Origin of the sequence: Streptomyces acidicola (genome assembly GCF_009377235.1) — a bacterium.
In the GTDB taxonomy this organism is placed as follows: domain Bacteria; phylum Actinomycetota; class Actinomycetes; order Streptomycetales; family Streptomycetaceae; genus Streptomyces; species Streptomyces acidicola.
Genome location: NZ_VMNX01000261.1, coordinates 1 through 13,160, shown reverse-complemented (window position 1 = coordinate 13,160; position 13,160 = coordinate 1). Strand labels below are relative to the sequence as shown.

Below are 13,160 nucleotides of genomic sequence, written 5' to 3'. Positions count from 1 at the left end.
CCCTTGCCCCACAAGCCCCCCGCCCCACTCCGGTCCTGAATTTCAATCTGCCACCCAAGTGGTGGCTGGTACATTCTTCACCATCAGCACACAGCACCACGCACCACTCAGAACCAAGGAGACCGGGTACCGCATGCCCCCGACGGACGTCACCACTCTGATCCGTACCGAGCTGCCCCGCCTGGCCGGCTCCCTGCGGAAGGTGGGCGAGCTGATCCTGGAGGATCCGGCCGCCGTCACCCATGTCTCGGCCGCCGAGCTGGGCCGCCGCACCGGCACCTCGCAGGCCACGGTCACCCGTTTCTGCCGCGCCGTGGGACTCGACTCCTACCAGCACCTGCTGATCGAGCTGGCCCAGGAGCGCGGCCGCGGCGAGGTCTCCGACTGGGGTACGGCCGAGATCGGCCCCGACATCTCCCCCGATGACGACCTCGAACGGGTCGTCCAGGTCGTCGGCAGCGCGGACCTGCGCGCGGTGCAGCAGACCATCGACCGGATCGACCTCGACGCCCTGGAGCGCGCGGCCCAGGCCATGGCCCGCGCCCGCCGCATCGACGTGTACGGCGTGGGAGGCAGCGGAGCGGTCGCCCAGGAGACGGAGACCCGTCTCTTCCGCATCGGCTGCTCGGTGCGCGGCTGGACCGAAGTGCACGCGGCGACCACCTCCGCGGCGCTGCTCACCCCGGCCGACGTCGCCATCGGCATCTCTCACTCGGGGGCCACGCGCGAGACCATCGAGCCGTTCGAGCTGGCCAAGGAGCGGGGCGCCACCACGGTGGCCCTCACCGCCGACCCGCGCTCACCGCTCGCCCGGGCCGCCGGCATCCGGCTCATCTCGTCCTCGTCGCAGACCAGCTTCCCCACGGGCATCATCGGCGCCCGGCACTCGGTGCTGGTGCTCATCGACTGCCTGTACGTCCGGGTCGCGCAGCTGTCGTACCAGCGCGCGAGCGCCTCGCTGGCCCTGACCGACCACATCGCCGGACAGCACGCGGTGAAGTCGCGCCGCGCACGGTGAACGCGACCGAATGTGCATGGGCGAACCACCGACGAGACGTGAAAGTGGTTGTTTGAACCATCGCTCGGTGCCACGATGAGGCTCCGCCGAGCACCCTCGTAGGAGCCCCATGCGTGTCACCGCTGTCGAGTCGACCGAGCTCTTCGCCGGAACCACCGAGCAGCCGCGTCAGGTGGTGGCCGTCGAGCTGAGCCACACCCCGGGCCGGACCGTCCGGCTCACCGTGGAGGGCCCGGGCCTCACCGGCACCTCGGAGACCACCGTGGGCGAGGACGGCACCGTACGCGCCGAGATACCCGTGACCACCGGCCTGGCCGTCGGCGACCGTTGCCCGATCACGGTGACGGCTGCGGACGGAGACGAACTGGCCCGGCACACCGGTGAGTTCACGGTCGCCGAACCCGGCTGGACCATGTTCATGGTCAGCCACTTCCACTACGACCCCGTCTGGTGGAACACCCAGGCCGCCTACACCGAGACCTGGGACGTCGCCGACGACCCGGCCGGCAGCGGACTCCCGGCCCGCACCTTCGACTCGCGCGGCCAGTCCGGCATGAGCCTGGTCCGCGCCCACTGCGATCTGGCGCGGCGCGACCCGGCGTACACCTTCGTGCTCGCGGAGGTCGACTACCTCAAGCCGTACTGGGACGCCTTCCCCGAGGAGCGGGCCTTCCTGCGCCAGCTGCTGCGCACCGGCCGCGTCGAGATCATGGGCGGCACCTACAACGAGCCCAACACCAACTTGACCGGCGCCGAGGCGACCATCCGCAACGCCGTGTACGGGGACGGCTTCCAGCGGGCGATCCTCGGAGCCTCGCCCGAAACCGCCTGGCAGCTGGACGCGTTCGGGCACGATCCGCAGTTCCCGGGGCTCATGGCGGACGCGGGGCTCTCCTCCAGCTCGTGGGCGCGGGGGCCGTTCCACCAGTGGGGCCCCACCCTCTCCGTGTTCGGCGAGGAGCCGCGCGATCCGAACAGGATGCAGTTCCCCGCCGAGTTCAGCTGGATCGCCCCGTCCGGGCGGGGCCTGCTGACCGCCTACATGGTCAACCACTACGGCGCCGGCTGGGCCATCGACAACGCGCCGGCCCTGCCCGAGGCCGAGGCGGCCGCGTACAAGCTGTTCCAGGGCCTCAAGCAGGTCGCGCTCACCCGCAACGTGCTGCTTCCGGTCGGCGGGGACTACGCGCCGCCGTGCCGCTGGGTGATGGACATCCACCGGGACTGGAACGCCCGCTACGTCTGGCCGCGCTTCATCAGTGCCGTACCGCGTGACTTCTTCGCCGCCGTGCGGGCCGAGCTCGACGCCGAGGGGCGCAAAGCCTCGCCCCAGACCCGGGACATGAACCCCGTCTACACGGGCAAGGACGTCTCGTACATCGACACCAAGCAGGCCCAGCGCCACGGCGAGGCGCTGCTCGCCGACGCCGAGGCGTGGGCGACGCTCGCGTCCCTCGTCACGGGGCACCCGTATCCGGACGCCGCGCTCGACAAGGCGTGGCGGCAGCTCATCTACGGCGCCCATCACGACGCCATCACCGGCTCCGAGTCCGACCAGGTGTACATCGATCTGCTCACCGGCTGGCGGGAGTTGTACGACCTCGCCCAGGCCGTGCACACCGACGCCACCCAGGCCCTTACCGACCACGTCACCCCGCGGCCCGGCGGCGCCCCGGACCTCGTCGTCCTCAACTCCTCGACCTGGCCGCGGCGGGACGTGGTCACCGTCGAGGACCGGGGCCTGGTCCCGCTCGACGAGGGCACCGGCCGTCCGCTCCCCGCCGTGCGCGACCAGGACGGCCGACTCCGTGTCGTCGTACCGGAGGTGCCCGGCCTCGGTCTCAAGGCCCTTCCCCTGGCCGAGGGTGCGGTGTCCGGGTGGACGCCGCGCGACGGTACGACGATCCGCAACGCGTTCTACGAGGTGACCGTCGACCCCGCGCGCGGCGGCGCCGTCAGCGGCCTGCGCGCGCTCCGGGACGGCGGGCGCGAACTGCTGCGCCCCGGCGACATCGGCAACGAGCTCGTCGTCCAGGAGGAGTACCCGAGGCATCCGCGTTTCGGCGAGGGGCCGTGGCATCTGACCCCGACCGGCACCACGGTGACTCGCAGCCGGGATGTGACAGCTTCCGCGACAGTGGAACATTCTCCGGCCGGGTCCCGCATCACCGTCACCGGCGACCTCGGGCTGTTCCGGTACACCCAGCGGCTGTGCCTGTGGGAGGGCGTCGACCGGCTGGACGTGACGACCACCATCGACGGGTACGACGGTGCCGACCGGCTCATCCGGGTGCGGTGGCCGTCCTCCGTCCGGGGCGGGCTGCCGGTGCACGAGGTGGCCGACGCGGTCATCGGGCGCGGGTTCGGGTTCGTGGAGGTGGACAGCGAGCGGTTCCCGTGGACGCTCGACAACCCGGCCAACACGTGGTTCGGGCTCGGGTCCACCGCGCGGGTGGCGGTGCGGGACGACTCCGGCGCGTTCCTCGGGCACCGGTCCATCGGTGTCGCCGAACTCGTGTACGCGAACTGGGACGACGCCGGGGAGCTGGGCACCCCGCTCGCGGCCGCTCTCGTACGCGCCGGGGTCACGGCGACCTCGACCATCGCCGGGGGTCAGCGCTACGGCGACCTCGAAGTCGACTCCAACCTCCCCGACATCCGCATCGCCGTCGGCGCACCCGAGCGCAACACCCTGGTCGCCGAGGCCCTCGGCTGGGACCCGGCGGCCGGGCGGGAACTCAAGCGGCAACTGGCCGAGAGGGGCGTGGCGGCGGTGTGGGTCGCACCGCGGGCCGGGCTGCGGGAGGAGTGGGTGCCGGGCGCCGATCTGCGCGATCTGGAGCGGCTGCCGCTGCTCGTGGTGGCGGGAGCCCACCCCGAGGACGACGCGAAAGCGGTCGAGGCGCTGATCGCCGACCTCGACGACGCGACCGTGACGGCCACGTCGGCGGGCGGCGGCGAGGCGCTGCCGCCGGGCGACGCCTGGGACGGGCGGAGCTTCGCCGTCCTCAACCGGGGCACGCCCGGCTGTGTGGTCACGGCCTCCGGCGACCTCTACATGTCCCTGATGCGCTCCTGCACCGGATGGCCGTCGGGCATCTGGGTCGACCCGCCGCGCCGCACCGCCCCGGACGGCTCCGCGTTCCAGCTCCAGCGCTGGTCGCACACCTTCGAGTACGCCGTCGTCGCGGGCGGGGGCGACTGGCGGGACCTCGGACTGCCCGCGCGCGGGCACGAGTTCAACCATCCGCTGACCGCGCGGCTGCGAACCGACGGCGAAGGGCCTCAGAAGCCCGAGCCGCTGCCGAGGGCAACCGCCCTGCTGGGCCTGGAACCCGCCGGTGAGGTCCTCCTCGACGCCCTCAAGCCGGCCGGCTCCCCGCTCGCCCGGGGCAGCGTGGCGCCCGCCGATCCGGCGCGCGGGGTCGTCGTACGGATGCACGAGGTGAACGGGCGGCCGGTGCGGGCGCGTGTGACCGGGCCGCACGCGTGGACGGAGGGCGCCCGCGCCGATGTCCTGGAGACGCCCGGCGAGCCCCTCGCCTCGGACGCAGGCGGCGGCCTCGAAGCGGACCTGACGGGCTTCGAGGTCGCCACCGTCCTGGCCACGCCCGAGCGCGCGCAGCCCTCCGCCGGGCCTGACTGTACGCAACCCTCCGCCGGGCCCGACCGTGCGCAACCCTCCACCGGGCCCGGAGTCGCCGCCCGTGAACCCGCCCAGCCGGTCCACACCCGCTACTGGCTGCACAACTCCGGTCCCGCCCCGCGCGGCAACCTGCCGGTGGCCGTGTACGTGTCGCCGACGGCGCTCACCGCGTCCGACGGCCGCCCGGTCACCGCGACGGTCCGGGTGAGCTCGGAGCTCACCGACGCGCCGGTGTCCGGGACGGTGACCTTCGCGGTGCCTCGCGGCTGGTCCGTCGCGCCCGCCGAACTGCCGTACGCGCTGGGCCCCGGCGGGTTCACCCTCGCCGAGGTGACCGTCACGCCCCCGCCCGAGGCCGCGCCCGGCCGGCACTGGCTCGCCGCTCACCTGGAGTACGGCGGTCAGACGTACGGGGACGTCGTCGCGCTCGACGTGCCGGGTGCCGTACCGGAGGGCGAGCCGGACGGGCGTACCGGGCCCACCCTCGTGACCCGGCTCGGCACCGAGCGGGTCACCGTGCGGCGGGGTGAGCGCGTCCGGGTCCCGGTGACCGTGCGGAACACCACGCGGGGGCCGGTGAGCGGCACGCTGTGGGCCGTGTCGTCGTGGGGCACCTGGGCGGGTGTGGCGCCCGGCTGCCAGGGGTTCACGGTGGCCGCCGGGGAGCGGGCCGAGTGCGTGATCGAGGTGGACGGCGGGGCGGTGCCTCCGGGGTCGTACTGGCTGATGGCGAAGGCCGCGTGGCACGGCAATGTCGCCTACACGGAGACCGTCGTCCTGGAGGTCACCCCGTGAACGGGCCCACGGCGACGCACGTCCACCCACACGCGCACCCACGAACGGACCCTCCCGAAGGCACCGCCGCCCTCGTCCACGGCGAGGCCATCCCCCGTACCCGCGTGGACGCCTTCCTGAAGGCCGTCCCCGCACGCGACCGTGAGATGCGTCCCGAGGCCCTCGCCCGGGCCGAGCGGCAGCGGCGACGCTGGGCGACGCAGGTGGTGGTCGCGGACGAGTTGGCCCGCCGCGCCTGCGTCACCCGGGGGCTGAGGACGCCGGAGGAGGTGTCGCCCGCCCAGGTGCTCGCCGTGGCGGAGGCGGACGTCGCCGACCTGGGCAGCATCGTCGCGGCGGTGCTCGCCCACTCCCCCGCCGCACGCGCCCTGTTGGACGAGTTGGAGGGCGAGCAGGAGATCCCCGAGGCGGTCGTACGGGACTACTACGACCGCAACCGCGACCGCTTCCTCACTCCTGAGGCCCTCCGGCGGGGCGTAGACCCCTTCGACGAGCCGGCACCGGCCGACGTGCTGCCGTACGAGCGGGCCCGCGAGGGCATCGCGCGGGAGCTGCGGCGGACGGCGGGACATCGGGCCTTTTTCGCCTGGCTCGACCAGGCTCGCGCCGACGTGGTGTACGCCGCCGGACACGAACACCCCGGCGACCCGGCGCACCCGGACCACGAGCACCGGCACTGACCGGGAGCCGCCCGCCACGCGGCCGGAACCGAAAAGCAACACGGAACCCCATTGACCTCCGATGAATTCTGGTCCACCTTTTCATCAACTGGAGTCGAAGTTGGTGAATTGAACCAGCAGCGAGTGGCAGCAACCCGGCCGCAGGAGGTCAACGACCATGCGCACAAGAAGACTCACCGGATCCCTGACCTGTCTCGTCGTCCTGTCCTTGACGGCCGCGGGCTGCGGCCTGTCGGGCGGCGGCTCCGGGGACGGGGAAGCCACCGTGGGCAACTGCACGGTCGACAAGGGCAACGTCGGCTCCGGCAAGCTCTCCGGCGACATCAAGGGCAGGATCACCTTCCAGACGACGAACCTGAAGAAAGACTTTGGGAACTTCTTCAACGGAGTGATCGACGACTTCGAGAAGGCCAACCCCGGCACCTCGGTCAAGTGGATCGACGACCCCGGCGACGCGACGTTCACCCAGCGCAACGTCGCCGACGCCCAGGCCTGCACCCTGCCGGACGTGCTCAACCTCAACTCCGAGACCGCGACAGCCCTCACCAAGTACGACTACCTGCTCAACCTCGGCGTCAAGGACCCCACCGCCGCCGAGCCGTTCGTCCCCGCGTTCTGGAAGTCCAGCACCATGAAGGACTCCACGGACGCGTCCGTGCACACCGTGTTCCCCTGGTACACCGGCGGCGTCCTGCTGACGTACAACACCGACCTGCTGAAGAAGGCCGGGATCGACCCGGACAAGCCGCCGACGACCATGTTCGAACTGTTCGCCGACTACGAGAAGATCGCCAAGTCGGCCAAGGGCGAGTACTACGCGACGATGGCCAACCCGATCTGGCGGATACCGGCCGACTGGGACCAGATGGACATCAGGACGCTGTCCGCCGACGGCAAGGCAGCCACCTTCGCCGAGGATCCGAGGACCACGCAGTGGGTCGCCTGGATGGCGAAGCTGTACCAGGAGGGCGCCATGCCGAAGGACTCGCTGTCCTCCAGCAACGACCCCTCCACGCCGTACAGCCAGGGCCAGGTCGCCTACGGTTCGACGAACCCGAGCTTCGTGCGCTTCGTGAAGGAGAACAGCCCGTCGGTCTACGCCAAAACCGGCGTCGGCCGGCAGCCGCTCGACAAGCTCGGCCACACCACCGGCGCCCCGCAGTACATCGGGGTCAGCTCGACGAGCAAGAACGCCGCCACGGCGCTCGCGTTCGCCAAGTTCCTCACCAGCGCCCAGAACCAGACGGCCTGGTGCAAGAACCCGAACGTCGTGATCTTCCCGACGACCACGACCTCGCTGGACGACCCGTTCTTCCAGAGCGCGACCGGCGACGACCCCTTCTCCAAGGCCCGCGCGCTCGTCGCCGAGCAGCTCAAGACCGCCACCGCCTACCAGACCAACCTCTCCCCGGCGGTACAGAAGGCCATCGTGTCCCAGGTGCAGCTGGCCATGCAGGGCAAGAAGAGCCCCGAGCAGGCGGTGAAGGACGCCCAGGACAAGGCGAACGAGCTGCTGAAGCAGGGCAGCTGACCGTGGTGGCCGACACCACGAAGCCGGTGTCCTTGCCCGGTACGGAGGCCGCGCGCCCCGCACCGGGCTCGGCCCCGTCACGTATACGCCGAGCGGGCCGTGCCCTCAGGCCCGGTCCCGCTCCCGGCGCCAACGGCGCGGCGCTGTACCGCCGCTGGTGGCAGCCCTGGCTGTGGGCCGCCCCTGCCATCGTCTGCGCGGCGGTCTTCGGCGTGTTCCCGTTCCTCAACACGCTGCTGCTGTCCTTCACCGATGCCAAGCCGCTCGGCGGCGCCGCGAGCTTCGTCGGGTGGTCCAACTACACGCGGATGCTGGACGACCCCGACTTCTGGCTGGCGACCCGCAACAGCCTGCTGTACGCGCTGATCGTGGTGCCGCTGATGGTGCTGCTGCCGCTGCTGCTCGCCGTCCTGGTGGAGAAGCAGCTGCCCGGCATCGGCTTCTTCCGGTCGGCCTTCTACACCCCGGTCCTCGCCTCCAGCGTGGTCGTGGGTCTGAGCTGGCAGTGGCTGCTCGCCGACGAGGGGCTGATCAACACCTCGCTGGAGAAGGCCCATCTGATCGAGGACGCCATCCCGTTCCTGTCCGACTCGTGGCTGATCCTGTTCTCCGCGATGGGCCTGACGCTGTGGAAGGGCCTCGGCTGGTACATGATCTTCTACCTGGCCGCGCTGGGGAACGTGCCCAAGGAGCTGCACGAGGCGGCGGCCATGGACGGCGCCGGCGCGGTCCGGCGGTTCTGGCACATCACGGTGCCGGGGGTCCGGCAGGCCATGATGCTGGTCGGCACGCTCACCGGCATCGGCTCGCTGCGGGTGTTCACCGAGATCTACATGCTCGGCAGCCCCACCGGTGGCCCCGGCGGCGCCGACCGCACCCTGCCCTTCTACATCCGCGACGTCGGCCTCGACCCCCTCACCGGCAACGCCGGCTACGGATCGGCGGTCAGTGTGGCCCTGTTCCTGCTGACGCTGGGGCTGACCCTGCTGGCGCAGCGCCTGACGAAGGAGGACGAGTCATGACGACGGCCGTGCCCAAGTCCCGGCGCCCGATGCCCCGGCGTCTCATGCCCCGCTGGCGGGACTACGGCCGCCCCCGTGAACTCGTCCTGCGCTATCTGCTGCTGCTCTTCGTGCTCGGCATCACCGTGGGGCCGCTGCTCTGGCAGTTCCTGGCGTCGCTGAAGGGCACCGGCGAGGACGTCTTCGGGGAGAACGCCTCGCTGCTGCCCCACGACCCGACCCTGCGCGCCTACCGGGAGGTCTTCGAACAGGTGCCGGTGGCCACCTACATCTGGAACAGCCTGTTCGTGGTCGTCCTGTCCGTCACCAGTCAGCTGCTGTTCTCCACCACGGCCGGGTACATGCTCTCCAAGCCCGCGTGGAAGGGCCGCAGGGCGGTGTGGGTCCTGCTGGCCGCCTCCATGATGTTCCCCTTCGAGTCGATCATGGTGTCGCTGTTCCTGAGCATCCGTGACCTCGGCCTGGTCGACAGCCTGGTGGGGGTGTGGCTGCCCGGGTTCGTCGGCGCCATCAACGTCCTGCTGATGCGCGGTGCGTTCCTGGCGGTGCCGCGCGAGATCGAGGACTCGGCGATGATCGACGGTGCGGGCGAGTGGCAGCGGTTCAGACACCTGTATCTGCCGTCCGCGTGGGGCGCGATCCTGGTCGTCGTCATCAACACCTTCATCGCCGCCTGGGACGACTTCCTGTGGCCGCTGATCGTGCTGCGCTCCGAGGCCAACATGACGCTGACGCTGGGTCTTTCCCGGTTGCAGAGCTCGTCGTTCGGCTACGACCAGCGGGTGGTCATGGCCGGGTCGGTGATCTCCATCGTTCCGGTGCTGGTGCTGTTCTTCATCACGCAGCGGTGGTTCTACAAGGGTGTCTCGGCGGGGGCGGTGAAGCTCTGACCGTCGGTCCGCAGCACGAGGGGCACGGCGGTCAGCGCGGCCCGCGACGACTCGGCGACCCGGATCTCCAGGGTGCCGGGCAGTACGGCCGCCTCCAGGTCGGCGCCGACCTGGGTCAGTCGGCCGTCGCCGAGGGGGAAGGTGACCGTGCGCCGCTCGCCCGGCGCCAGTTCGACGCTCCGGAAGCCCCGCAGTTCGAGGGTGCGCGGCCACACCGCGGTCCGCAGACGGCGGATGTAGAGCTGGGCGACGGTACGGCCGCGGCGCTGCCCGGTGTTGGTGATGTCGACCTCGACGGTGTCCTCGGCGGTGTCCTCGGCGAGGCGCGGCGGGCCGTACGCAAAGGCCGTGTACGTCAGCCCGTGCCCGAAGGAGTAGAGCGGCTCTGCGCTCTCGTCGACGTACGACCGGTACTCGGTGTCCTTGTGGTTGTAGTGAACGGGCAGTTGGCCCACCGAGCGCGGCACGGAGACGGGAAGCCGTCCGCCGGGTTCGGCGTGCCCGAGCAGTACCTCGGCGATCGCGTCACCGCCCCACGGACCGGGGTACCAGGCGGTGAGCAGGGCCGCCGCCCGGTCGGCCGCCTCGGGTACGGCGTGCGGGCGGCCCTGGACCAGGACGACCACCGTGGGTGTGCCGGTGGCCGTGACGGCGTCCAGCAGCGCGTACTGGGCGGGGCCGAGCCGTAGTCCGGCGAGGTCCACGCCTTCTCCGGATGTCATCTCCGAGACGGCTGTGCGGGCGGCTCCGTTGGCGGCGAAGTCCGTGTCCGGGGTGCGGGCGCTGCTGCCGCCCAGGACGAGGACGGCCAGGTCGGCGGCGCTCGCCGCGGCGACGGCCTCGGGGATGCCCGACAGGTCGTCGCCGGTGAGCGCACACCCGCGGGCGTGACGGATCGCGACGTCCGGCGGGGCGAGGCGGCGCAGTCCGTCGAGGACGCTGGTGCCCGTGCCGGGGCGCGGCGGGGCGGTGTAGTCCCCGAGTTGGTGGGCGGTCGTGGCGGCGTGCGGGCCGAGGACCGCGATGCGGGAGACCGTGGGCCGGACCGGCAGCACCTCGCCGTCGTCGTGGAGGAGGGTGACCGCACCGCGCGCCAGGGCGGTGCTCAGGGCGCGCCCGCGGTCGGCGGCGGGCGCGGGGACCGGCCGGTCGGCAGAGTTCGGGCGGTCGGCGGAGTACGGGCGGTCGGCGGAGTACGGCCGGTCGAAGAGCCCGAGGCGGAACTTCAGGCTCAGCACCCGGGCCACGGCGGCGTCCAGGGCGTCCTCACCGACGAGACCGCGCTCGACCGCCTCCTGAAGGTGGGTGAAGCCCTCGTCCCACAGGCTCAGGTCGACGCCCGCGGTCAGGGCGAGGGCGCCGGCGGACACCTTGTCACCGGTGATCCGGGCCAGTCGGTCCACGGCGAGCCCGTCGGCCATGACGATCCCCTGGAAACCCCAGCGCTCGCGGAGCAGCCCGTGCAGCAGGGCGCGATTGCCGGAGCAGGGCATGCCGTCGACCTCGTTGTACGCGGCCATGACGGCGGCGGCGCCGGCCCGGACTCCGGCACGGGCGGCCGGGAGGTGGATCTCGTGCAGTTCCCGGAGCCCGAGTTCCGACTCGGCGGAGTTGCGGCCGCCGACCGTGGCGCCCTGTCCGGCGAAGTGCTTGAGCACGACGGGGGCCTTGTCGTCGGCGAAGAGACCGTCCCGCATGTCCCCTGCCGCCCCCTGTGTCTCCCCCTGCATGCCCCGCACCAGTGCCTCAGTGAGCCGGGCGGCCAGATACGGGTCCTCCGCGAAGCACTCCTCGGTACGGCCCCAGCGCGGGTCCCGGGCGATGTCCAGCGCGGAGACGAGGGCCACATGGCCGCCACGGGCACGCAGTTCGGCGGCGGCGTGGGCGGCGGCGCGTTCGTACAGCTCGGGGTCCCAGGTGGCGCCGACGGTCAGGTTGACGGGGAGGACGGTGCCGTCCAGGGCCATGTGACCGTGCGGGACCTCCTCGACGAACAGGGCCGGGATGCCGAGGCGGCCGGCCGACACGACGTGACGCTGCACCAGGTCGGCGAGGGCCGCGCCGTGCGCCGCGTCCGCTCCGGTGGCGTGGTCGACCCCGGACCAGGCGTCGGCGCGGAAGAGCCCGTACAGGGCGCCGAGCCCCGCGAAGCGCTCGGTCTCGGCGTGCAGTGCCTCGGTGAGCTCGAACGCTCCGTCGGGCGTGCGGCGGTAGGCGTCCCAGCCGTACATGCGCTGGTTGAGCTGACCGGCCTTCTCGCGCAGGGTCATACGGGCCAGGAGGTCACGGACGCGGGTGGCGACGGGCGCCGTGGAGTCACGGTAGGGGAGGAGGGCTTCCTGCGGTGTACCGTTCATCGGCCACCGCCCCCGAGTTCGAGCCGGGCGAGGGCCACGGCCCCCCGGCAGCCGTCCGCCACCCCGTCGAGCGTCAGGCCGAGGGTCTGGAGCCGACTGGTCAGGGCTGCGGTCAGCGGGCCGTCGGGGCCGAGCAGGCCGCCGGTGGCGACGATTCGTTCGCCGGGCCGCGGTTCCAACGCACGGATGGTCTCCATCAGTTGGTCCGCCGCCTCGTCGAGGATCGCCCCGGCGACGGCGTCGTCGCGCTGGGCCGCCTCGGCCACCAGGGGCGCGAGCCGGGCGAGCCGGATCGGCGGCTGCGCCATCACGGCCGGCAGCAGGTGCATGCGGAAGGCCTCGCGCCGGGCGCGGGACCAGTTCTCCGGGGTGACGCCGCCCTTTTCGTACGGCAGGACGTCTTCGTACGGCAGGGCGCCTTCGTACCGGATGACGCCCTCGGACGGCAGGACATCGGCCTCGAACGGCAGGGCGTCGGCCTCGGACGGCAGGACCTCATCCGGCAGCCCCAGCGCGCGCCCGACCGTGGCGGCCAGTGCCGTGGGCCGGCCGCGCCCGTCCGCCATGCGCAGAGCGGCTCGCACCGCACTGCGGCCGATCCAGAAGCCGCTGCCGTCGTCGCCGAGGAGCCAGCCGTCGCCGTCCACGGTGGCGGCGCAACGGCGTTCCGCGATCCTGGCCGCGACCGCGCCCGTGCCCGCCACCAGGGCGAGGCCGTCGGCGGGGGCGCCGGGCGCGGAGGCGAACGCGGCCTCGATGTCGCTGTGGATCCCGACCGTTTCGGTGGCGATGCCCAGTTCGCCGAGCGTGGCGGTCAGGGCGGCCAGCGCGTTGAGGCGCCCGGGCTCGTCCGGGGAGGCTCCCGTGGCACCCGCGAAGCCTCCGGCCACGGCCACGACTCTGCCGCGCGCCCCCTCCGGCACCGCCCGGCCGACGGCCTCGGCAAGGTGTTCGGTGAGCTGCGGCACGGGGACGGTCAGGGCGTTGCCGGGACCGGCGACGCCCTCGCCCAGCGGGCGTCCGTCCCCGGCGGCCGCCAGGACGGCGCGGGTGCGTGTGCCGCCCACGTCGAGACCGACCACAAGATCCTGGTTCAATTCATTGCTCATCGCCGACTATGGTGGTTGATACATTCGCCGCGGACAAGACCTGACCAGCCCCGACCAGACCCGCCCCCGTCGGCGCACGCAGCGCACGCTTCGAGGAGGACCCCATCAGTAC

Annotated in this window: 8 protein-coding genes; 6 read left to right on the top strand and 2 right to left on the bottom strand. The window is 72.2% G+C overall.

All coding sequences use genetic code 11. The annotated features are described in order from the left end of the window. The first annotated feature begins 133 nt into the window (after positions 1-133). From FPZ41_RS39455 to FPZ41_RS39430, 6 genes are all read left to right on the top strand, one after another. Complete coding sequence (locus FPZ41_RS39455) at positions 134-1,018, top strand: MurR/RpiR family transcriptional regulator (RefSeq protein ID WP_152868751.1); 885 nt, start codon at positions 134-136, stop codon at positions 1,016-1,018. Positions 1,019-1,127: 109 nt separating this feature from the next. Beyond that, a complete protein-coding gene (locus FPZ41_RS39450; RefSeq protein ID WP_152868749.1) occupies positions 1,128-5,459 on the top strand; it encodes a glycoside hydrolase family 38 N-terminal domain-containing protein in 4,332 nt (1,443 codons plus the stop codon). Next, positions 5,456-6,139 carry a peptidyl-prolyl cis-trans isomerase gene (locus FPZ41_RS39445; RefSeq protein WP_407698880.1) on the top strand — a complete coding sequence of 228 codons (684 nt, stop codon included), beginning with the start codon at positions 5,456-5,458 and terminating at the stop codon, positions 6,137-6,139. Before FPZ41_RS39450 ends, FPZ41_RS39445 begins: the two co-directional genes overlap by 4 nt. A gap of 157 nt (positions 6,140-6,296) precedes the next feature. Continuing rightward, positions 6,297-7,670, top strand: a complete 1,374-nt coding sequence (locus FPZ41_RS39440; protein WP_152868747.1) for an extracellular solute-binding protein — start codon at positions 6,297-6,299, stop codon at positions 7,668-7,670. Between the two features lie 2 nt (positions 7,671-7,672). After that, positions 7,673-8,692 carry a carbohydrate ABC transporter permease gene (locus FPZ41_RS39435; RefSeq protein ID WP_322621310.1) on the top strand — a complete coding sequence of 340 codons (1,020 nt, stop codon included), beginning with the start codon at positions 7,673-7,675 and terminating at the stop codon, positions 8,690-8,692. Beyond that, positions 8,689-9,582, top strand: a complete 894-nt coding sequence (locus FPZ41_RS39430; RefSeq protein ID WP_152868745.1) for a carbohydrate ABC transporter permease — start codon at positions 8,689-8,691, stop codon at positions 9,580-9,582. The genes FPZ41_RS39435 and FPZ41_RS39430 overlap by 4 nt, the downstream gene beginning before the upstream one ends. On the opposite strand, the gene FPZ41_RS39425 is transcribed toward FPZ41_RS39430, so the two are convergent. Together FPZ41_RS39425 and FPZ41_RS39420 are read right to left on the bottom strand one after the other, a co-directional pair. Beyond that, positions 9,546-11,939, bottom strand: a complete 2,394-nt coding sequence (locus FPZ41_RS39425) for a glycoside hydrolase family 3 N-terminal domain-containing protein (protein ID WP_152868743.1) — start codon at positions 11,937-11,939, stop codon at positions 9,546-9,548. The genes FPZ41_RS39430 and FPZ41_RS39425 overlap by 37 nt on opposite strands. Continuing rightward, positions 11,936-13,048: an N-acetylglucosamine kinase gene (locus tag FPZ41_RS39420; protein WP_152868741.1), complete on the bottom strand. Its 1,113-nt coding sequence runs from the start codon at positions 13,046-13,048 to the stop codon at positions 11,936-11,938. The genes FPZ41_RS39425 and FPZ41_RS39420 overlap by 4 nt, the downstream gene beginning before the upstream one ends. Between the last annotated feature and the right edge of the window lie 112 nt (positions 13,049-13,160).

Coding starts and splice junctions, on each gene's coding strand:
- FPZ41_RS39455 (WP_152868751.1), top strand. CDS start 134: ATGCCCCCGACGGACGTCACCACTCTGATCCGTACCGAGCTGCCCCGC.
- FPZ41_RS39450 (WP_152868749.1), top strand. CDS start 1,128: ATGCGTGTCACCGCTGTCGAGTCGACCGAGCTCTTCGCCGGAACCACC.
- FPZ41_RS39440 (WP_152868747.1), top strand. CDS start 6,297: ATGCGCACAAGAAGACTCACCGGATCCCTGACCTGTCTCGTCGTCCTG.
- FPZ41_RS39430 (WP_152868745.1), top strand. CDS start 8,689: ATGACGACGGCCGTGCCCAAGTCCCGGCGCCCGATGCCCCGGCGTCTC.
- FPZ41_RS39425 (WP_152868743.1), bottom strand. CDS start 11,939: ATGAACGGTACACCGCAGGAAGCCCTCCTCCCCTACCGTGACTCCACG.
- FPZ41_RS39420 (WP_152868741.1), bottom strand. CDS start 13,048: ATGAGCAATGAATTGAACCAGGATCTTGTGGTCGGTCTCGACGTGGGC.